This is a genomic window from Nocardiopsis endophytica (assembly GCF_027706725.1).
Classification (GTDB): Bacteria; Actinomycetota; Actinomycetes; order Streptosporangiales; family Streptosporangiaceae; genus Nocardiopsis_A; species Nocardiopsis_A endophytica.
Genome location: NZ_JAQFWQ010000032.1, coordinates 41584 through 61771, shown reverse-complemented (window position 1 = coordinate 61771; position 20188 = coordinate 41584). Strand labels below are relative to the sequence as shown.

Below are 20188 nucleotides of genomic sequence, written 5' to 3'. Positions count from 1 at the left end.
CGCCGCCCCCGCACCCTCCCCGGCCCCGCTGCCCCTCCCCGTCCCCGCCCAGCTCCCGGCGGACCTGCCCGACTTCACCGGCCGCGAACGCGCGCTGGAGCGCATCCACGCCCACCTGGCCGGCGGCGGGCCGGTCCCGGTGGTGGCGGTGTCCGGAATGGGCGGGGTCGGCAAGACGGCGCTCGCCCTGCGCGCCGCGCACGCCCTCGCCGACGACCACCCGGACGGCCGGCTCTACGTCGACCTTCGGGGGGCCGAGGCCGAACCCCTCGACCCCGCGCAGGCGCTGTCCAACCTCCTGCACGCCCTGGGCGCGGACGGGGCGGGCGTGCCCGACTCCCTCGACGCGCGCTCGGCCCTGTTCCGCAGCATGGTGGCCGGGCGCCGAGTGCTGCTGGTGCTCGACGGCGCCGCGAGCGAGGCCCAGGTGCGGCCGCTGCTGCCGGGCGCCCCCGGGGCCACCGTCCTCGTGACCGGCCGCCCCCGGCTGACCGGCCTGGACGGGGCGCTCCTGGTGGACCTGGAGGTGTTCACCCCCGAGCAGGCGGTGGAGCTGCTGGGGCGGATCGCCGGGCGGGAGCGGGTCGGGCGCGAGCCCGCCGCCGCCGAGCGGATCGCCGAGCTGTGCGGCCACGCCCCGCTGGCGGTGCGCATCGCGGGGGCGCGCCTGGCCGGCCGCCCCGAATGGCGGCTGGGGCGCATGGTGCGCCTGCTGGAGGACGAGCGCCGCCGCCTGGACGAGCTGGCCGCCGGGGACAGGGCGGTGCGGGCGAGCTTCGCGCTGAGCCACCGCGCGCTGGGCGAGGGGGCCAAGCGCGCCTTCCGGCTGCTGGGCGCGCTGGAGGTGCCCGACTTCCCGGAGTGGGCGGTGGCCGCCCTCATGGACGTGCCGACCGGGGAGGCGCAGAGGTACATCGAGCAGCTCGTCGACGCCCGCCTGCTGAGCATCACCGAGGGGCCGTGCGGCGCGCTGCGGTACAGGATGCACGACCTCATCCGGCTGTACGCGCGCGAGCTGGGCGAGTCCGACGAGTCCGAGGAGGAGCGGCGCGAGGCGCTCAGGAGGGCGTTCGGCGGCTGGCTGTGGCTGGCCGAGCAGGCGACCGAGTACATCCCCGGGCCCTGCTACGCCACCCTGCACGGCCAGGCCATGCGGTGGCCGCTCCCGGCACAGGAGGCGTCCGAGGCGCTGGCCGAGCCGATGCTGTGGTTCGACGCCGAGTGGCAGGCGATGGCGGCGGCGGTGCAGCAGGCGGGTGCGCTGGGGATGCACGAGGCCGCCTGGGACCTGGCCGGGTGCCTGGAGAAGTACTTCGACGTGCGGGGGAGGTTCGACGACTGGCGGCGCACCCACGAGAGCGCGATCGCCGCGTGCCGCGCGGCCGGGGACCGGCTCGGGGAGGCGGTGCTGCGGCGCGGGCTGGCCGACCTGACGACCTGGGCGTCGCCGCAGGGGCCCGGGGAGGCCATGTCGGGCATGCGGTCCGAGGCCCAGAGCGTGCTGGAGATGTTCCGCGAGCTGGGGGAGACGCGCGGGGTGGCCGACGCCCTGGTGATGCGGACCTGGGGGCTGGTGTCCCGCGGGGAGGCGCGCTCGGCGCACGTGTCGGCGGAGGAGGCGCTGCGCATCGCGGAGGAGGCCGACTACCTCGGCGGGCGGGCGCGCGCGTACCACGTGATGGCGATCGCGGCCTATGAGGACGGGCGCCTGGAGGACGCGGTCGCCTGCCTGGAGAAGGCGCTGGAGCTGGCGCGGCTGCTGGGCAACTCGCGGTTCGAGGCGACGGCGATGCAGTTCCTCGGGGCGGCGCAGGCCCTGTCGGGCCGGGTGGAGACCGGCCGCTACCACCTGGTGCGCTCGCTGGACATGGCGCGGGCGATGGGGGACCGGTACGCCGAGGTGTTCTCGCTGATGTACCTGACGCGGCTGTACATCGCCCTGGGCGACGAGGAGGCGCTGCCGACGGTGGAGCAGGCGGTCGCGCTGAGCCGTCGGCACGGGATCAACCACCACCTGGCGGACTCGCTGGGCCTGGCAGGGGAGATCCACCTGGCGGCGGGGCGGACGGGCGAGGCGATCGCGTCCCTGGAGGAGTCGGTGCGCCTGTGGCGGACCCGGGGATGGTCCTCCTTCCTGGCCGCGGCGCTGGAGACGCTGGCGGGCGCGTACGAGGCCGACGGCCGCCACGCGGCGGCCGACCGGGCCCGCCGCGAGGCCCAGGAGCTCCAGACCCCCGCCCAGGGGGCACAGGAGGCCTTCTGAGGGGGCGCGCTCCGGACCCGCTCCCGGGACTGTGACCTGTACGGCAGCCCGGGATGGTCAGGACACCCTGGAAAGTCCGGTAAAGTTGAACCCGTCGCCGAGGAAGCCTCTCAGGGCAGCCGCAGCGGCACGCGCCATTAGCTCAATTGGCAGAGCAGCTGACTCTTAATCAGCGGGTTTGGGGTTCGAGTCCCTGATGGCGCACAGCAGAAACCCCAGGTCAGACCGGTTTTAACGCCGGTGGTGGCCTGGGGTTTCATCGTGTGCGGGCCGCGGCGCCCGGGTCAGTGCCGGATGAAGGACTCCAGTCCGTCGAGGAGGCGCTGCAATCCGAACTCGAAGACCGATTCCGGGTGCAGCACCTCGGTGTCCGGCCCGCCGAAGGAGGCGAGGAGCGGATACCGCCCCGAGGCGAGGTGCCTGCCCACGGTCCGGTCGGCCGAGCCCCACCACTGCTCGGCGGTGACGCCGCTGTCCACCTCGGCCTGGTGCTCCGCGCCCAGAAGGACCGCGCAGGCCCGGACGTGGTTGGTGACCATGATGACGATGCGGGACATGGTCGTGACGTCCATCCCCAGGCCGTCGACCGCGCGCAGCATCCACTCGGTGTGCGCCATCGCGTGCGGCATCAGGACCGGCCGGGTGAAGGAGATCACCTGCGTCAGCCACAGGTGCCGCCGGCACGCCTGCCACTGCACCCGTGCCGCCGCCTCCAGGGAGGCCCGCCAGCCCTGCGGCGGGGGATCCGGCAGCGCGTTCTCCGCGAAGACCGCGTCGGCCATCAGCGCCATCAGGGTGTCCTTGTCGGGCACGTGGCGGTACAGCGACATCGCGGCCACACCCAGCTCGGTGGCGATGCGGCGCATCGTCAGTGCTCCCGCCCCCTCGGCGTCGGCGATGCGGATCGCGGCCCGCACCACGCGCTCCCGGCTCAAGGGCGCGGCCCGGCCGGGCGGTGCCCGGTGGGCGGCCCGGGCGGCCGGTGACACGACCGTCCCCCTCCCCGGCACGGCATGGACCAGGCCCTCCTGGCGCAGGGCGGTCAGCGCCTTGGTCGCCGTGGCCATGGCGACGCCCCAGTCGCGGGTGATCTGCCGGGTCGAGGGCACCCGGTCACCCGGCCGGAGGGCGCCCTCGCCGATGCGGCGGCGGAGGTCGTCCGCGATCCGCCGATGAGCGGGCAGGTCGTTCACGCCGACTCCTGTACTAGTGCGCTCGGGTCCGGAAGAAAGTGCTCTAGTGCCGTATTTTCCGCAGTGCACCACGGAAATACATTGTAAGCGTAACGCTGTAAGCATCGCCGTACAGCCCGCTGCCGCACCCGATGTGGAGGAAGCATTCCGATGAACACCCCTGACGTGGTCGCCGGAGGCCCCGACGACTTCATGACCGTGCGCCACCTGACCGTGTCGGGCGGCCAGGCCGAGATCGGTCGCGCGCTGGCCGAGGAGGCGCGCCGTTCCTACGGGTGGCGGCCGCGACCCGCCGACCCGGTCGTGGCGCGGGCGCGGCGCGCCTGGTTCGAGCGCAACTGGCCCCAGCACGCCGCACGGACGGCCGCCGTCGCCGGGATGCTCGGGGCGGACCCGGACGCGGTGCTCCTGGACGGCCTGGCCCGTATGCCCGAGGGGTCCGCCTGCTCCGCGCTGTGGTGTCCGCCGGACATGTCCTCCGACGGGCGCGGCAGGCTGGGCCGCAACTACGACTTCTTCACCCTCGCCCAGAGCGAGGTGTTCGCGATGATGGCCTCAGGGGAGACGTGGTCGGCTCCCCCGTCGGCACCGTCACCCCTGTCAGCCCCGTCGGACGAGCCGGCCTGGTGCTCGCGGCCCTTCATCGTCACCACGCTCCCGGACGAGGGCCTGGCGAGCGTCGTGCTGACGATGGACACGCTGGACGGCTGCACGGAAGGCGTCAACGAGGCCGGACTGTCGGTCGCGCTGCTGATCGCCGACGCCGGCTCGGCCGAGGTGCCCGACCCGCGGCCCCAGGCCGGCCTGGACCCGTTGCGGCTGCCCCGGTTCGTGCTGGAGAACGCCGCCGACACCGAAGAGGCCAAGCAGGCGCTGCTCGGTGCCAAGCAGTACGACGGGGGAACGCCGATGCACTATGTGATCGCCGATGCGGCCGGGAACGGGTTCGTATGGGAGCGAGGGCGCGACGGGATGGAGCACATCATCGAGACCGATGGTGCGGTCTGCGCGACGAACCACTTCCTGCATAGGAACTCCGACGCCCGCGCCCTCCCCGAGGACGGCGCGGAGACCATGGGCACCTACCGCCGCTACGCCACCCTGGCCAAGCGCGCCGCCGACGGCGCGATGTCCCCGGCCGATCTGGAGGACACCCTGCAGGACGTCGCCTTCGACGCCCGCACGGCCGAGGCCTATCCCGTGCGCACGCTGTGGCGCACCGTCCTCGATCCGGGTGCGCGGAGCATGTCGGTGCGCTTCTACCTGGGCGACGCGCCCGACGGTGCACTGCGGCTGAGCGAGGAGGCCGTCTTCTCCGCCTCCCGCTGAGCGGCGCCGATGACGGCGTCAGGGCCGCGCGTAGCGCTCCGCGATCGCGGCGGCGCGGGTGTGCAGGGCGTCGCGCAACCACTGTGGGGCGATTGCCTCGGCGTCCTCGCCGAGCTGCCATAGGGACCATTCCGCGTGTCTGCGGTCTTGGAACGTGGCCTTCAGGCTGAGGCGGCCGTCCTCCTCCGGCTGCGCCCCTTGGACCGACAGGGCGGTCCGCTCCAGGTCGTCGCGTCGTTCGGGGGACAACCGGATCAGCGCGGTGACCTGGTCGCCCCCGGTACGGAAGCGGGTGGCGCGATCCTGCCAGAGCCGCTCCAGGTCCACCCGGTCCGGCCGTTCCGCGGGCTCGTCGGTCTCCTCGGCGGCCATGATCCGCGACAGCCGGTAGGTGCGGTCCTCTCCGGACCTCGTGGCCAGCAGGTATCCCTGGCCGCGCACGTCGACCAGGCCGATGGGGTCCACCGTCCGCCATCGCGCGCGCCCTTCGGCGGCCGCGTAGAGGATGCGCAGCCGGTGTCCCGACAGCACCGCGCGCCGGACCGGGTCCGCCACGGCGGCGGGGACCTCGTCGGTGGCGGCGCGGCGCGACAGCAGGTCGGTCTCCGGGTCGACCAGCAGCCGGCCGGCCGACCCCGCCGAGGCGGTCCGGTCGCCCTCGGGAAGCGCGTCGGCCACCTTCCGCATGGCCGAGGCCAGCGCCGGGCCCAGGCCGAACACCGACGCGCCGCGCCGCGACCCGGCGACGAGCAGGGCCAGCGCCTCGTCGCGGTTCAGCCCGGCCAGCTCGGTCCGGAAGCCGGGCAGCAGTGCGAACCCGCCGTGCCGCCCGCGCTCGGCGTAGACCGGGACGCCCGCCGCCGACAGCGCCTCGATGTCGCGCAGCACGGTGCGGGTGGACACCTCCAGCTCCCCGGCCAGTGCGGACGCGGACATCCGCCCCTTGTGGCGGAGCAGGAGCACGAGGGAGACCAGCCGGTCGGCGCGCATGGGCCGACCCTACTGGAATACACGACACAGGATGTCGTGGTTTCTTGGCAGGCTCGTTCCTGTGAAGGCGGGGCCCTCGGACGGGGACGTCCGGGGCAGGGCCGCCCGACGTTCGGATTCCCGTGGAGAGAATGGATCTGGAATGGCCGTGGAGAGAAGTGCGGTAAACCCGGTGGAATGGTCGCTGCGGTTCGGGTTCAACCAGGGCGAGATCGTCTCCGGGGAGACCCGGACCCTCTACTGCGCCGGGCAAGCGGCGACGAACGCCGACGGCGAGCCGCAGCACGAAGGCGATATGGCGGCGCAGCTGGAACTGAGCCTGGACAACCTGGAGGGCGTTCTTCAGGAGGCCGGGATGACGCTCGCCGACCTCGTCCGGCTCAACGTCTACACCACCGACGTGGACCTGTTGACGCGCAACTACGGGGCGCTCGCGTCACGGCTGGCCGCCGCGGGCGTCCGGCCGCCGAGCACGCTGCTGGGGGTGGAGCGGCTGGCGTTTCCCACCATGATGGTGGAGCTGGAGGGAACCGCGGTGGCGTGATGCCGCCCCCCGCCCGGGCCCAACCGGTGGACAAGGCCCGGGCGGGGGAAGAGTTCCGATCCCTGCGGTGCGTTTTCAATGCCGTGCGGAGTGGTTGTCGCCCGCGGGCGGAGGGATTTACGTTTCCCTTCTACGTGCCGAAAGGGGTCTTTCATGAGCGGAATGGTCGTCGAGCTGAGCGATGCGAGTTTCTCTGAGGACGTGGTCCAGGCGCAGGGGCCGGTGCTGGTGTGCTTCCGCGCCGAGTGGAGCGGCGTGTGCCGGGCGCTGGACCCGATCCTCGTCGACGTGGCCAAGGAGTTCGCCGGCCGCCTGACCGTGGCCAGGCTCGACATCGACAGGAGCCCCGAGACCCCGCCCAAGTACGACGTCACCGCGATCCCGACCCTGTACGTCTTCCTGAAGGGCGACATCGTCGCCACCAGGATCGGTCCGGCGTCCAAGGGGAACGTGGTGGAGCTCGTGAAGCCGTACGTGTGACCGCCCCGTGCGGGCCGCCCCGGACCGGTGCGGCCCGCACCCCCGTCTCCTGACAGGGACCGCCCCGCCTTCACCGTTCGGGGCGACTTAGGTTAGCTTTGCCTTATCGGCAATCCGCGCGGCCGACCCTGTCTGCACTCCGTCATGAGACGAGGACCCCACATGCCCGTCCGGGAAGCCGAGGAACGCGAAGAGTTCGACGTCGCCGTGGTCGGCGGCGGCCCCGCCGGATCCACCGCCGCCACGCTCATCGCCCGGCGCGGCCACCGTGTCGCCCTCCTGGAGCGCGAGCGCTTCCCCCGCTACCAGATCGGCGAGTCCCTGCTCCCGGCCACCGTGCACGGCGTGTGCCGCCTGCTGGGGGTGTCCGACGACATCGAGGCCGCGGGATTCCAGGTCAAGCGCGGCGGCAGCTTCCGCTGGGGCACCGGCCCCGAGCCGTGGAACTTCCTGTTCGCGCTCTCCCCGCAGCTGTCCGGGCCGACCTCCTACGCCTACCAGGTCGACCGGATGACCTTCGACGACATCCTGCTCAAGAACGCCGCCCGCCACGGGGTCGACGTCCGCGAGGAGTCCACCGCCCTGGAGGCCGTGCGCGGCCCCGACCGGGTGTCCGGCGTGCGCTACACCGGCCCCGACGGCGCCGCGCGCGAGATCTCCGCGCGCTACGTCCTGGACGCCTCCGGCGGCTCCGGGCGGCTGAGCCGCGCCGTGGGCGGCGAGCGGACCTACTCCGAGTTCTTCCGCAACCTCGCCGTCTTCGGCTACTTCGAGGGCGGCGGGCGGCTCCCCGGGCCCGACCGCGGCAACATCCTGTGCGCCGCCTTCGACAAGGGCTGGCTCTGGTACATCCCGCTCAGCGACACCCTCACCAGCGTCGGCGCCGTCCTCCACCGCGACCAGGCGGCCCGCATCCAGGCCGACCGGGAGGGCGCCCTGCGCGACGCCATCGACCGGTGCGACATCGTCCGCGAGTTCCTGTCCGGCGCCACCCGCGTGACCGAGGGCACCTACGGCGAGGTCCGCGTCCGCAAGGACTACTCCTACGCCAACACCCGCTTCTGGGCCCCCGGGATGGCGCTGATCGGCGACGCCGCCTGCTTCATCGACCCGGTGTTCTCCACCGGCGTGCACCTGGCGACCTACGGCGGCCTGCTGGCGGCGCGCTCCGTCAACGGGGTCCTGTCGGGGGACCTGGACGAGGCCCGCGCCTTCGGCGAGTTCGAGGCGCGCTACCGCCGCGAGTACGCGGTCTTCTACGAGTTCCTGTCCGCCTTCTACGACATGGACCAGCGGGAGGACTCCTACTTCTGGAAGGCACGCAAGGTCACCGGCTCCGAGAACCTCACGTCCATGGAGGCGTTCACGACCCTGGTCGGCGGCGCGTTCTCCGGCGAGCGCGCGCTCGTGGACGCCTCGGCGGTCTCCGAGCGCTTCTCGGCCTCCTCGGCCCAGCTGGCCGACGCCGTCGCCCGCACCGGCCCGGCGCAGACCCACAGCGGGGAGCGGATGAACAACCTCTTCGGCGCCCCCGTGGTGAGCGAGGTGATGCAGGAGATGAACAGCATCCAGCGCCGCGGCGTGACCGGCCCCGGAACGGGGGAGGCGCCGCTCATCGACGGCGGGCTCGTCCCCTCCGCCGACGGCCTGGGCTGGGCCGAGCCCGACGCCTGACCGCGAGTCCGACTCCGACCCCGGGCCCGGCCTCCGGCTCGGGGTCCCGCATGCGGGTCACCCGGGGTCCCGGGGCGCGTAGGCGAGCAGGAAGGTGTCGACGGCGGCCTCGGCGACCGCCTGCAGCTCCTCGTCGGGGACCGCGCGGGTCCCGAGGGCCGAGCGCAGCTCCATCGGGCCGGTGAGCAGCGCGAGGAACTGTTCGCCCGCCCGCTCGACGTCGGTGGTGTCCAGCCGCTTGGCGAGGGCGAGCCGGGCGAACCGGTCGGCCAGGGCGTCCTGGACCCGCTGGGCCCCCGCGCGCTGGACCTCCTCCAGCAGCTCGGGAAAGCGAGCCCCCTCCGCGCTGAGGAGGCGGCGCAGCGCCCGCGACTCCTGGCAGGCGTGGCTCCGCAGGAGCAGCAGCCCCGTCTCCTCCAGGGCGGAGCGCATGTCGCCGCCGGGGGTGCGCAGCGGCTCGAGCGCGTTCAGCGAGCGTTCGGCCGTGTGCTCCACGGCGGCCTTCATGGCCTCCCGGAAGAGCGTCTCCTTGTCGCCGAGGCGGTTGTAGATGGTGGGCTTGGCGACCTCGGCCTCCTCGGCGATCTCGCGCACGCAGGACTGGCCGTAGCCGTCCCGGGCGAAGGTGCGGAACGCGGCCTCCAGGATGGCCTGCCGCTTGTCGGTGGGGGTCGTGGCTGTGCTCACGGCGGCATCCTACCGGTTGACCTCGAAGTATGAACCGCACGGTTCAATAATTCTCCCCAATGCGTTGCGGATCGGGTCGGGTGCGCCCTACCTTGAACCGGCTGGTTCATTTTCTTGTATCGACCGTTATTCACTGGGGCGGACATGACCGACGTCAGAGGCGACCGTCTGGACGGTGCCCTGCTGCGGCTGATCGGCGTGACCCTGCTGGGCGGGATCATGGGGATCCTCGACGGCACGATGGTCACCGTCGCGGCCGAGACGCTGTCCACGGAGTTCGACCGCTCGCTGAGCGTCATCAGCTGGGCCACGACCGGCTACCTGCTCGCGCTGACCGTCACGATCCCGGTCACCGGCTGGGCCGTCCGCCGCTTCGGCGTGAAGAGGCTCTGGCTGTTCGGGCTCGTCCTGTTCATGGGGGCCTCGCTCGCCTCGGCGCTGTCCTGGGGCGTGGAGAGCCTCATCGCCTTCCGGGTCGTCCAGGGCGTCGGCGCGGGGATCCTCGACCCGCTGGTCCTGGTGATCCTGGCCCGGGCGGCCGGCCCGAGCCGCGCGGGCCGGGTCATGGGCATGATGGGCGTCGTGCTGTCCCTGGGCCCGGTCCTCGGCCCCGTCCTGGGCGGACTCCTGCTGGACTCCCTCGGCTGGCGCTCGATGTTCTCCATCAACATCCCCATCGGCGTCCTCGCCCTGCTCCTGGCGCTGCGGGTGATCCCCGCGGACGCCCCCGGGGAGCGCAGGGCCGGGCTGCCGCTGGACATCGCGGGCTTCGCCCTCATGGCCCCGGCGCTGGCCGCGCTCGTCCTGGCGCTCACCGAGGCCGGGGAGCGCGGGGCGTTCGCGACGCCGACCGTCCTCGTCCCGCTCGTCCTGGGGGCCGTGCTCCTCGCCGCCTATGTCGTGCGCGCGCTCCGGCTCCGCGGCACCGAGCCGCTGATCGACGTGCGGCTGTTCGCCGGCCGGAGCTTCGCCGCCAGCGTCACGGTCCAGGGACTGGTGGGGGTGGGCACGTTCGCGGGCCTGTTCGTGCTGCCGCTGTACTACCAGATCGCCCACGGCCACACGGCCGCCGCCGCGGGGCTGCTGGTGGCGCCGCTGGGCCTCGGGTCGGCCCTGGCGATGCCCGTCGCGGGGCGGCTGAGCGACAGGCTGGGGGCGCGCACGCTGGTCCAGGGCGGCGCCCTGATCGCCGTGGCGGGCGCCTTCGCGCTCACCTTCGCCGGCGCCGAGGGCGCCGTGGTGCGGTCGGCCCTGGCCGCGTTCGCCATCGGCCTCGGGCTGGGCGGGGTCGGCGCGCCGACCATGGGGTCGCTGTACCGGACCCTGCCGCAGGAGAAGGTCCCCCAGGGCAGCTCCGTCCTGTACAACCTCAACCAGCTCGGCGGAGCGCTGGGGGTGGCCTGCGCCGCGCTCATCGTCGCGGTCGGCGGCTTCCAGGGCGCCTACTGGTTCCTCGTGGCGGTCGGGGTGGCGATCCTGGCCGCGAGCCCGCTCCTGCCGGGGCGCTTCCGGGAGATCCCCGCGCGCCCGCCCGAGCCTGACCCCGAACCCTCGTGCGCGGGCACGGAACGCGCATAGCATGCCTCAGTGCGCATTCTGCTGATCGAGGACGACGCCCGCATCGCCGAGACCGTCCGGCGCGGGCTGGCGGGCGAGGGCATCAGCGTCGACATCGTGGAGGACGGCGTCGACGGCCTCTGGGCCGCCTCCGAGCGGGCCTGCTACGACGCCGTCGTCCTCGACATCATGCTGCCCGGCCTGAGCGGCTACAAGGTGCTGGAGGGCCTGCGCGGGCGCGAGGTGTGGACGCCCGTGCTGATGCTCACCGCCAAGGACGGCGAGTACGACGAGGCCGACGCCTTCGACCTGGGCGCCGACGACTACCTCACCAAGCCGTTCTCCTTCGTGGTGCTGGCGGCCCGGCTGCGCGCGCTGGTGCGCCGCGGGGAGGCGGCCCGCCCGGCCGTCCTGTCCGCGGGCGACCTGACGCTCGACCCCGCCCGGCGCAGGGTGGCCCGCGGCGTCCGGGAGGTGGACCTGACCCCGCGCGAGTACGCGCTGCTGGAGTTCCTCATCCGCCGCGCGGGGTCGGTGGTCTCCAAGGCCGAGATCCTGGACAACGTCTGGGACCCCGAGTTCGGCGGCGGCGACAACGTCGTCGAGGTCTACGTCCGCTACCTGCGCCGCAAGATCGACGAGCCGTTCGGGCGCCAGGCCGTGCGCACCGTCCGCGGCGCGGGCTACCTCCTCGACCCGCAGGGAGGCTGAGATGGGCGCGGGGACGCTGCGCGCCGGGGTCCGGCGCCGGCTGATGGTGCTGTCCACGGTGGTCACCGGCATCGCCCTCGTGGCGGCGACGGCCGGGGGCATCGCGGTGCTGCGCGAGGCGCTGCTGCGCTCGGCGCACACCACGCTCGGCTCGGGCGTCGGCCAGATCCTGGACGGCCTGGAGGGGCCGGAGCGGGAGTGGACCCCGCCCCGCAAGACCGACCTGGCCCAGCTCATCGGCCCCGACGGGCGGGTGGTGCGCGGCTGCGGGGCCCCGGACTCCGACTGCGGCCCGCCCGCCTACGCCCCGCTCACCCCGGCACCGGGGGAGCTGGTGGAGACCACCGACGGCGGGATGCGGCTGATGGCGCGGGGGATCCGCCTGGACGGGGCCGACCACGTGGTCGTCGTCGGCATGTCCGCCGAGCCCATCCAGGTGGCGGTGCGCACCTCCGTGCTGCTGGCGCTCGTGGCGATCCCGCTGCTGCTGGCCCTGGTGGCGTTCGCGTCGCACCGCCTGGCCGGGCGGGCCCTGGCCCCGGTGGAGGGGATCCGCGAGCGGGTCGCCGCCATCGGCGGCGGGGGCGACCTGGGGCGGCGCGTCCCCGAGCCCGACGGGGACGACGAGATCGCGCGCCTGGCCACGACGATGAACGCGATGCTGGCCCGCCTTGAGGCCGCACAGCGCACCCAGCGCCGGTTCGTCGCCGACGCCGGGCACGAGCTGCGCAGCCCGCTGACGACGCTGACCGGCATCGTGGAACTGGCCCGCAGGGACGGCGGGCGGATCCCGCCTGAGGCGCTCTCGTCAGCTGAAGGGGAGCTGGGGCGCATCCGCCTCCTGGTGGACGACCTGCTGCTGCTGGCGCGTGCCGACGAGAGCGGCCTGGGGCTGCGCCGCGAAGAGGTGGACCTGGACGACGTGCTGGAGGGGGAGCGGGTCCGCCTGCGCTCCACGGGGGCGGCCGAGGGCGTTCACGTGGCGGCCCTCTTGGAGCCGGTCAAGGTGGTGGGCGACCGGGACGCCCTGGCGCGCCTGGCCCGGAACCTGGCCGACAACGCGGTCCGCCACGCGCGCACCGGGGTGGAGCTGGAGGTCCGGGCCGAGGACGACGGCTGGGCCGTCATCACGGTCCGCGATGACGGCCCGGGTATCCCGCCGGAGGACCGGGAGAGGGTCTTCGAGCGCTTCGTCCGCCTCGACTCGGGGCGGGGGAGGGCCTCAGGGGGGACGGGCCTGGGGCTCTCCATCGTCGCGGCGATCGCCCGCGAGCACGGGGGCTCGGCCGCGGCGGGGGAGGGCCCCCGGGGAGGCGCCGCGTTCACGGTGCGCCTGCCCCGGGGCTGACACCCCCGGACCGGGGTCAGGACTCGTTGCAGTCCTCTTCGGCGTCCGAAGAGCCCTGCGAGCCCTCCGCCTCCGGCGCGCCGTCGGCGCCCGAGTCGGACTCGGTGTTCTGGACGCTCTGCACCTCCGGCGCCGCGGGGGAGTCGGCGGAGGCCGCCGCGTACGCGGTGCCCGCGGCGCCCACGCCCAGCGGGAGGGCGATCAGCGACGCCAGTGCCAGCTTCTTCTTGAGGTCCATTCCGCTCCTCGTTCCGTCGTGATCCACGCGATGGGTCGGCCGGGCTTCCCGTCCGGCCGCACACACCATCGGCGATCACCCCTGAGAACACCCTGAGCCGCTCTCAGCCGCCGTTAAGAGTCGGAAGGGCCGTGCCCGCCGTCCCCGTCGCCGGTGTCGCCCGCGAGGCCGTTGAGCAGCAGGGCGGTCAGGGTGTCCACGATCCTCTCGTCCGGGGGCACCGGCTCCCGGGCGGTCAGGGCCGCGTATCCCAGGCCCGACAGGAGCGCTCCGATCGCCGCGGCCGTCAGCTCCGGAGGGCCGGGCAGCTCCCGGCCCTGGTCGGCCATGTCCTCCAGGTGCCTGCGGAAGGGCTCGGTCTGCTCGACCAGCATCCGCCACATCCGCCCCTCCTCCGGCGGGGCCGCCGCCGCCGACTGGAAACGGGCCGCCATCACCGGGAGGTGGGCGCGGAAGACCTGCCATCCGGCCGCGACGTGCGCGCGCAGGTGGTCCGGATCGGCCAGGTCGTGTCCGGAGGCGTCGGTGCCCCGGGTCTCGTCGAAGGCGGCGATCTCCCGGTCGGCCCGGTCCTCCATGTCCTGGGCGAGCGCCTGCAGCAGTGCGTCCTTGTCGCGGAAGTGCTCGTAGAACGACCCGGTCGACCGCCCGGCGGCGGCGGTGATGTCGGTGATCTTGGTGTTCAGGAAGCCGCGCTCGGCGAACAGCCGCCGCGCCGCGCCCTTGAGCTCCTCCCGGGTCCGCGCCGCCCGCTCCTTCCGCGTTCCGGTCCCTTCTCCCACACCGCCTCCTGTCGCTCGTGCCCGTGGCCGCGCTTGACGGGCGGGGCCACCGCGATCATACTGAACCCGATTTCGCTGAATAGAGATTCAGTGAACGAATATTCAGGGAGGACGGCATGCGGGTCCTGATCGCGGGCGCCGGGGTCGCCGGCGCGGCGGCGGCCATCGCGCTGCGCCGCACCGGAGCCGACGTCGAGGTGTACGAGGCCCACCCCGACCCCGGCGGCGACGTCGGCTCCTTCGTGAGCCTGGCCGCCAACGGGCTGCGCGGACTCGACGCGCTCGGCTGCCTCGATGCGGTCCGCGGCGCCGGGGTGGAGGTCGAGCGGCTGCACGCGCACTTCGCCGACGGTGAACTGCTCTCCGACACCCCGCGCGGGCGCCGCGAGCACGACACCCTGCGCAGCGTCACGCTGCTGCGCGGGCACCTCGTGGAGGCCCTGCGCGCGCGGGCCGAGCGGGAGGGGGTGCGCATCCGCACCGGCGACCGCGTGGTCGGCGTGCGCGACCTGGGCGACCGCGTGGCGGCCGTGCTCGGCGGCGGAGACGCTCCCGAGGGCGACCTGCTCGTGGGCGCCGACGGCATCTGGTCGGCCGTGCGCGGGGCCCAGCTGCCCGGGGCTCCGCCCCCGCGCTATGCGGGGCTGTACACGCTGTCGGGCACCTCCGACCCCGACCGTGCCGGGATCGCCGCCGATCCGCGTGTCCTCTCCGTGCGGCCCACGCGCGCGGGCGGTGTCTTCTTCCACGTCGGCGCGCCCGACGGGCGGATCTGGTGGTCGGCGCAGGTGCCGTCCGCCGAGGAGCCCGAGCGGCGGCTGGGCCCCGCCGGCGCCGACCGCCTCGCGGCCCTGGCGGCCGCCTACCGCGACGACCCGCTCCCGGCCGCGCTCGTCTCCGCGACCGTCCGGGCGCACCCGTTCACCGTGATGCACGCGATGGACCCGGTCCCGGCCTGGACGGGCGGGCGCGCGGTGCTCATCGGGGACGCGGCGCACCCGGTCGGCGCGGGCCAGGGGGCCTCGATGGCGCTGGAGGACGCCCTGGTCCTCGCCGGCCTGGCCGGCGGCGCGGAGGACGTCCCCGGCGCCCTGGCGGCCTACCGGTCCGAGCGGGCGCCGCGGATCGACCGGGTGCTGGGCATGGCCGCTGCCAACCGGGCCATGAAGAAGGCGGGCGCCGCCCCGGACGCGGCGGCGGGCCTGACGTCCCAGGAGGACATGGAGGCCTTCGCCGACTGGCTGTACGGCTACGACCCGTGCGCACCGGTCAGGTGAAGAAGAGGGTGAGGGCCGCGTTCACGGCCAGGTAGCCGCCCAGCCCCTGGAGCGCCCAGGCCATGGCGCGGCGGCCGTTGCGCTCCAACCAGGCGTCCATCCGGCCCAGCAGCGGCGCCACCCGGTCGTGCGCCACCACGCGGGCGGCCGTCAGCGCGGCGGCGGGCAGCACCATCACGGCGCAGTACGCGGCCAGCGCGGCGGCCACCGTACCGGCGCCCAGGTCTGCCCCCACCAGCAGGCCGATGGCGCCCAGGAACGGCAGCAGGGTGGGCACCTCCAGCACGGCGGCGGTCACGGCGAGCCCGAACAGGCCGCCGGGCCCGCCGTCCCCGGCCACCGCGCGCTCCCGCCACCGGCGGAGCCTGCCCTCCCCGTCCTGCGCGCCCCGGCGCCGGTGGCCGGACTCCGCCCACACGCCCCACAGCAGCAGCGCGGCGCCCGCGACGAGCTGGACCGCCCGCAGCGCGGTGGTCTCGGAGTCGGCGAGCGCGGAGAGCCGGTCCATCCCGAAGGAGAACAGCACGGCGATGGCGCAGCCGAGCAGGAAGTACAGCCCGCCCACCGCCGTGAGGTAGAACGCCATCCGCCCGGGGCGCACCCGGCCCGGGGCGAGCAGCAGCCACACGGGGATGAGCAGCGTGCCGAAGCTGGTGCTGTCGATGAGCGCCAGCCCGAGGACGGGCGCGAGGAGCGCGAGCGACATGGGTGGGCCCTCCTAGGGAGTGGGATCACGGCGATCCTGCTCCCCGGAGCGCCCGCGCACCTCCTGCGCGCAGCCGAGACACGGGTACGCCCTTCGTGCCATCCACGGACGGGGCGGGTCCGGGCTACCGCACCTGCCGCTCCAGCGCGTGGACCCGCTCCCGGGTGCGCGTCAGTTCGCGCTCGGCGTCCTGAAGGGCCGTCCTGATCTCGTCGATGACGCCGAGCACGTCGGACGACGCGTCTGCGATGGTGTGCCCGAGACCTTCGGCCTCGTTGAGGCGGCCCTCCAACTCCAGCCAGTCGGGGCGGTCGCCGTCCATGTCCAGCGACTCGACCCGGGCCCGGAGGCCGTACGCGATCCGCGACAGGTGCCGCGTGCCCTTGTCGGAGGCCGCGCGTTCGGCCAGCTCGGTGAGCTGGATCAGGACCTGCGACCGGCGCCGGGGGAGCCAGGCGGCGAGCTCGCGGACCTTGCCCAGCCGGGTGACCGGGGAGTGGAACGCCTCGGCGGCGGCCCTGTGGGCCGACTCCGCCGCCTCGAGCTCTTGCTCGGCGGCGTGGACGTCGCGCTGTTCCAGCGCCGCCCGGGTGGCGGCCACGCGTCCGGCGGCCTGGGCGGCCTGCCGCTCGCCGTGCCGGAGCCGGTCCTCCATACCGTCGGCGACGGCGGGCGCGAACCCGGCGTTCAGTTCCTCGACGGCCTGCTCCGCCGCAGCGTGGTGCGTCCGGAGCTTGCGCAGGTCCTCCTCAAGGCCGCCGAGCCGCGCATCGGCGCGCGCCTCGCGCTCCTTGAGCGCCTGCAGGGCGGTGCTCGCGGCGGACAGCTTCGAGGACAGGTCGGACAGGGCCCCGCCGCCGGTCAGCGGCCTGCCCTCGGCCACCAGCCCTTGGACCTCCGACAGGTCGTCGTGGGCGCTTCCCAGCACGGACGTCTCACCGTCGACCACGTAGCCCTGCGCGCGGGCCTGCTCGGCGGAGGCGCGCACCTGCTCGATCCGCCGCGCGGCCTCCCGCGCGTCGTCCGCGAGTGAGGCCGACGCGGCCAGGGCGCGCGAGGACCGCTCCTCGGCGGCCTGCGTCAGACCGAGCGCGCGCTCGGAGCGCCCTTCGAGGTCCTCCCACAGGCGGGCGACGGCGATCAGTTCCGAGTGCGGGGACCACCGGGTGAGCGCCGCGTACCGGTCGGCCAGCCGGTCGCGCTCCTTGAGGAGACCGTCGGCCTCACTCAGCGCCTCGTCGAGGCCGGTGAGGATGGGCTCCGCCTCCTCAGGAGCGAACCCGGAGCGGATGAGCTCGGAGGAGCGGCGCAGCGTATCGCTCAGGGCGTGGATGCGGGTGCACGTCTCGTTCACCCGGGCGGCGCGGTCCTCGAACGCCTCCCTGACGGGTTCCGACCGCCGGCGCCTCTGGACGGCGACTCCGACGACCGCCACAAGAGCCGGGACGACGATCGCCAGGACCGCGATGAGCTCACCCACGCAGCCTCCTTCGTTCGGTTATGGTTCGCGCCTTCGACGGAGGGGCCCGCCCGACGGTTCGGCCGTACGCCCCCGTGGCCGCTTCCGGCCCGCCCGCCACACGTCACCCGCGAACGGCCGCGCGCTCTGCGTCGATCAGGGAGATCACCACGCGCAGGTCGGCCACGGCCTCCTGGCCTGCAGTGCCGGCGTAGCGGTTGCGTGCCTCCTCGGCGATCTGGGCCGCTTCGTCCAAGCGGCCCGCGGCCCACATCGCCGCCGCGTAGTCGCGCGCTGCGGACGCCGCGGCGCGCGGGTTGAAGAGGGAGGTGTTCACTGCGACGGAGTACCTCTCCGCCGCCGCCTCCATGTGGCGCAGCCGCCCAAGCGCCCGGCCCAGCGCATCGTCGGTCCGGGTAGTGCCGGTGTGCGCCGCGGGCGGCACCCGGCCGAGCTCCTTGCGCACGTAGTCCTGGGCGCTGATGCGCTCCTGCTCCGACCAGCGCAGCGCGCTCTCCAGGCGGTCGATCTCCGAACGGGCCCTCCGCGCGCCCGAGACGGCGGCCTCGGTCGCCTCGGACAGCGCGGCGGCCAGCTGCTCCGCCTCGTCGAGCCCGTCCCGCAGCCGCAGCCAGTCCGGCCGGTCGGCTTCGACGTCCAGCGCCTCCACGCGCGCGCGGAGTGACTGCAGGACGGGGGACAGGTGCCCGCTCCCCTCGTCCGAGGCCGCGCGCTCCGCCAGCTCGGTCAGGCGGACCATCGTCTGCAACCGCCGCCCTGGAACGGACGCGCTCAGCTCCTGCACCGTCTCCAGCCGGGCGACGGCGGCCCCGAACTCCTCGCCCGCGCGCTCGTGCGCCTCCTCGGCCGCGTCGAGCGCGGTCTCCGCTCGGTGGACGTCGCGCCCCTCCAGCCCTTCGCGCGCGGCCCGCACATGCTCGGCCGCCTCAGCGGCGGACCGGTCGCCCTCCTCCAGTCGTGCCCGCAGCCCTTCGGAAAGGGCGGCCGTGTATCCGGCCGTCAGCTCCTCCAGGGCGGCGACCGCCGCCGTGCGGCGGTCGCCGTTCTCCTGCCCGGCACCGGCCAGCGCGTCCAGACGGCGGCGCGAGAGCGATTCGCGCTCCGCGATCCCCTGGAGGGCGGATACGGTGTCGGCCAGCTCCGAGGTGAGCGCGGTGAGGGCCTCCCGGGCGGCCATCGGCCGTCCTTCCAAGGCCAGCCCGCGCACCTCCTCCAACCGGCGGTGCGCGGTGGCGAGCACGGACGACTCCCCGTCCACGGAGTAGCCCTGTGCGCGGGCCTCCTGGGCGGCGGAGCGCCCCTGCCCGGCCAGCCGCTCGGCCTCCCGCTCGCCGTCGCCGATGGAGGCGGAGGCCGCGAGCACGCGCGAGCACCGCTCCTCGGCCTCGCGCAACTCGCCGAGCAGCCCGGCCGCGTCGTGTTCGAGCTCGTCCCAACGGCGGGCCGCGCGCTCCAGCTCCTCGGAGTGGGCCCGCCACGAGCTCTGAGCGCGCGCGTCGGCCAGCCGGTCGCGCTCGCCCAGAAGCTCGTCGGAGCGGCGCAGCCTCTCCTTGGCGTCAGCGAGGGCCTCGCGCGCCTCCTCCTCCACGGACCCGGACCGCACCAGCTCCACGGACCGGCGCAGCGACTCGGCCAGCGAGTGGATCTGCGTGCTGTGCTCGTCGACCCGGACCGCCGACCGGTCGATCGCGAGCCGGTGCGTGCGGCCGCTCAGGCGCCGTTCGGCCACGAGGCCGCCCACGACCGCCAGTACCGGGAGCGCGATGGCCAGGATCGCGACGAACTCGCCCATGCGGGCCTCCAATCAGCCTCTCCGGGCCTTAGACGGAGGGGGAGGCGCGCCGGTTCAGGCCCGGCTCACCCGAGTTCGGCGAGGGCGTGGGCCGTCCACGACTCGAACGCCGACCAGGCCTCCCGGTCCTCGCCGTCCTCGGGATGCTCGGCCCCGAGCAGGAAGTCGGCCCCGTCCACCAGGTCCCAGTAGGGGTGGTGTGCGTCCTCCCCGGTGATCCGGCGGTGCGCGGCCAGGAACGCCCGTTCCGTGTCGGGGCCTGCGTCCTGCACCAGGTTGAGGCGCATCCGCGCGAGGTCGACGGCCTGTGGGCCCCGGCACGCGGTGGTCCAGTCGACGATCCCGCTCAACCGCCCGTCCACCCACAGCGCCTGGTCGGGGTGGTAGTCCCGGTGGATGAAGGTGTGCGGGGCGTCGAGGGCATCCGGCGCCGGTCCGTCGAGGGCGGCGAATACGCGCTCCCACAGGCGGGTCCCACCCCAAGGAGGCGGCGTGCGGGGGCCGTCCACGTCGGGGTCGTAGTAGGGGCGGTATTCGGGGAGCAGGTCCGTGCCGTCCACCGCGTGGATGGCGGCCAGCTCCCGTGCGAGGTCATCGACCATGGTCGCCGGGTCCAGCTCGTCCCAGTCGCCGTGGCCGGGGACGCGGTCGGTCAGCAGCGCGGGAGCGCCGAGCCGCGCACCGTCCGTGTCCGCCGCGTGCAGGGCGGGGGCGCGGACGCCGGTGCCCTCCAGCAGCCTGAGCACGGCGGCCTCGGACTCGGGGCGGTACCAGGGGTCGTCCGCCAAGCGCGCGCGGTCATGGAAGCGCCGCAGCATCCAGGGGTGCCGGGTGCCGCCGCCATCGACGACGTCGACGGCGTCCAGCGTCGTCGAACTGACGCTGACCCGCCACGGGGGCACGGGCAGGCTCGCCCCGGGGCCGGCGGCGTCTCGGACCCACGCCAGGACCTCCGGCGTCGGGGCCGGGCAGCCGGTGTAGTGGGTGGAAGGTGTGTCGTTCACTCTCGATCGTCCTCTTCGCGCTCGTCCGTCTCCTAGGCCTGGGGCATGCGGCCGTGGAGGCGCACGCGCCCGGGCGGAACAGGACGGCCGCGAAAGGACGGCACCGGGTTCAGCGCTGAGAGCGCGGTGGCAC

General features: G+C 74.4%; 18 protein-coding genes and 1 tRNA gene. 10 read left to right on the top strand and 9 right to left on the bottom strand.

Features of this window, described 5'->3' with window-relative positions:
- Together O4J56_RS13365 and O4J56_RS13360 are read left to right on the top strand one after the other, a co-directional pair.
- The coding region (locus tag O4J56_RS13365; RefSeq protein ID WP_270686075.1) for a tetratricopeptide repeat protein at nt 1-2263 on the top strand (2263 nt) is incomplete at its 5' end.
- A 131-nt stretch (nt 2264-2394) separates the two neighbouring features.
- A tRNA-Lys gene (locus O4J56_RS13360) sits at nt 2395-2467 on the top strand.
- An 80-nt stretch (nt 2468-2547) separates the two neighbouring features.
- On the opposite strand, the gene O4J56_RS13355 is transcribed toward O4J56_RS13360, so the two are convergent.
- Nucleotides 2548-3456: a TetR/AcrR family transcriptional regulator C-terminal domain-containing protein gene (locus O4J56_RS13355; RefSeq protein WP_270686074.1), complete on the bottom strand. Its 909-nt coding sequence runs from the start codon at nt 3454-3456 to the stop codon at nt 2548-2550.
- Between the two features lie 150 nt (nt 3457-3606).
- Between O4J56_RS13355 and O4J56_RS13350 the strand changes: the two genes are divergently transcribed.
- Nucleotides 3607-4785, top strand: a complete 1179-nt coding sequence (locus O4J56_RS13350) for a C45 family peptidase (RefSeq protein ID WP_270686073.1) — start codon at nt 3607-3609, stop codon at nt 4783-4785.
- 18 nt (nt 4786-4803) lie between these two features.
- On the opposite strand, the gene O4J56_RS13345 is transcribed toward O4J56_RS13350, so the two are convergent.
- The gene (locus tag O4J56_RS13345; protein ID WP_270686072.1) at nt 4804-5775 is read right to left on the bottom strand and encodes a helix-turn-helix transcriptional regulator; all 972 of its coding nucleotides are present in this window, start codon (nt 5773-5775) and stop codon (nt 4804-4806) included.
- 148 nt (nt 5776-5923) lie between these two features.
- Here O4J56_RS13345 and O4J56_RS13340 point away from each other — a divergent pair, with 148 nt between their 5' ends.
- The 3 genes from O4J56_RS13340 to O4J56_RS13330 all read left to right on the top strand — a co-directional run bounded on the left by O4J56_RS13340 (nt 5924) and on the right by O4J56_RS13330 (nt 8473).
- Nucleotides 5924-6319 (top strand): RidA family protein, encoded by a 396-nt coding sequence (locus tag O4J56_RS13340; RefSeq protein WP_270686079.1) that lies wholly within the window; start codon nt 5924-5926, stop codon nt 6317-6319.
- Nucleotides 6320-6472: 153 nt separating this feature from the next.
- Complete coding sequence (locus O4J56_RS13335; protein WP_270686071.1) at nt 6473-6799, top strand: thioredoxin family protein; 327 nt, start codon at nt 6473-6475, stop codon at nt 6797-6799.
- A 162-nt stretch (nt 6800-6961) separates the two neighbouring features.
- Complete coding sequence (locus O4J56_RS13330) at nt 6962-8473, top strand: FAD-dependent oxidoreductase (RefSeq protein WP_270686070.1); 1512 nt, start codon at nt 6962-6964, stop codon at nt 8471-8473.
- A 57-nt stretch (nt 8474-8530) separates the two neighbouring features.
- Here the strand turns inward: O4J56_RS13330 and O4J56_RS13325 are convergent, their stop codons facing one another.
- Entirely contained in the window at nt 8531-9160 is a 630-nt protein-coding gene (locus tag O4J56_RS13325) for a TetR/AcrR family transcriptional regulator (RefSeq protein WP_270686069.1), read from the bottom strand.
- 144 nt (nt 9161-9304) lie between these two features.
- On the opposite strand from O4J56_RS13325, the gene O4J56_RS13320 reads away from it, so the two are divergent.
- The 3 genes from O4J56_RS13320 to O4J56_RS13310 are packed head-to-tail and all read left to right on the top strand — an operon-like array spanning nt 9305 to nt 12776.
- A complete protein-coding gene (locus O4J56_RS13320) occupies nt 9305-10738 on the top strand; it encodes a DHA2 family efflux MFS transporter permease subunit (protein WP_270686068.1) in 1434 nt (477 codons plus the stop codon).
- Nucleotides 10739-10747: 9 nt separating this feature from the next.
- A complete protein-coding gene (locus tag O4J56_RS13315) occupies nt 10748-11428 on the top strand; it encodes a response regulator transcription factor (protein WP_270686067.1) in 681 nt (226 codons plus the stop codon).
- A 1-nt stretch (nt 11429) separates the two neighbouring features.
- Complete coding sequence (locus O4J56_RS13310) at nt 11430-12776, top strand: sensor histidine kinase (protein ID WP_270686066.1); 1347 nt, start codon at nt 11430-11432, stop codon at nt 12774-12776.
- Between the two features lie 16 nt (nt 12777-12792).
- On the opposite strand, the gene O4J56_RS13305 is transcribed toward O4J56_RS13310, so the two are convergent.
- Both O4J56_RS13305 and O4J56_RS13300 read right to left on the bottom strand, forming a co-directional pair.
- Nucleotides 12793-13014, bottom strand: coding sequence for a hypothetical protein (locus tag O4J56_RS13305; protein WP_270686065.1), 222 nt, complete (start codon nt 13012-13014; stop codon nt 12793-12795).
- Between the two features lie 113 nt (nt 13015-13127).
- Entirely contained in the window at nt 13128-13796 is a 669-nt protein-coding gene (locus O4J56_RS13300) for a TetR/AcrR family transcriptional regulator (protein WP_270686064.1), read from the bottom strand.
- Nucleotides 13797-13912: 116 nt separating this feature from the next.
- Here O4J56_RS13300 and O4J56_RS13295 point away from each other — a divergent pair, with 116 nt between their 5' ends.
- Nucleotides 13913-15073: an FAD-dependent oxidoreductase gene (locus tag O4J56_RS13295; RefSeq protein ID WP_270686063.1), complete on the top strand. Its 1161-nt coding sequence runs from the start codon at nt 13913-13915 to the stop codon at nt 15071-15073.
- Here the strand turns inward: O4J56_RS13295 and O4J56_RS13290 are convergent.
- From O4J56_RS13290 to O4J56_RS13275, 4 genes are all read right to left on the bottom strand, one after another.
- A complete protein-coding gene (locus O4J56_RS13290) occupies nt 15066-15779 on the bottom strand; it encodes a GAP family protein (protein ID WP_270686062.1) in 714 nt (237 codons plus the stop codon). The two genes, O4J56_RS13295 and O4J56_RS13290, sit on opposite strands and share 8 nt — an antisense overlap.
- 124 nt (nt 15780-15903) lie before the next feature.
- Entirely contained in the window at nt 15904-17259 is a 1356-nt protein-coding gene (locus O4J56_RS13285) for a coiled-coil domain-containing protein (RefSeq protein WP_270686061.1), read from the bottom strand.
- 103 nt (nt 17260-17362) lie between these two features.
- Entirely contained in the window at nt 17363-19051 is a 1689-nt protein-coding gene (locus tag O4J56_RS13280) for a coiled-coil domain-containing protein (protein ID WP_270686060.1), read from the bottom strand.
- A 65-nt stretch (nt 19052-19116) separates the two neighbouring features.
- Nucleotides 19117-20055, bottom strand: a complete 939-nt coding sequence (locus O4J56_RS13275) for a phosphotransferase family protein (protein WP_270686059.1) — start codon at nt 20053-20055, stop codon at nt 19117-19119.
- Nucleotides 20056-20188: the final 133 nt, after the last annotated feature.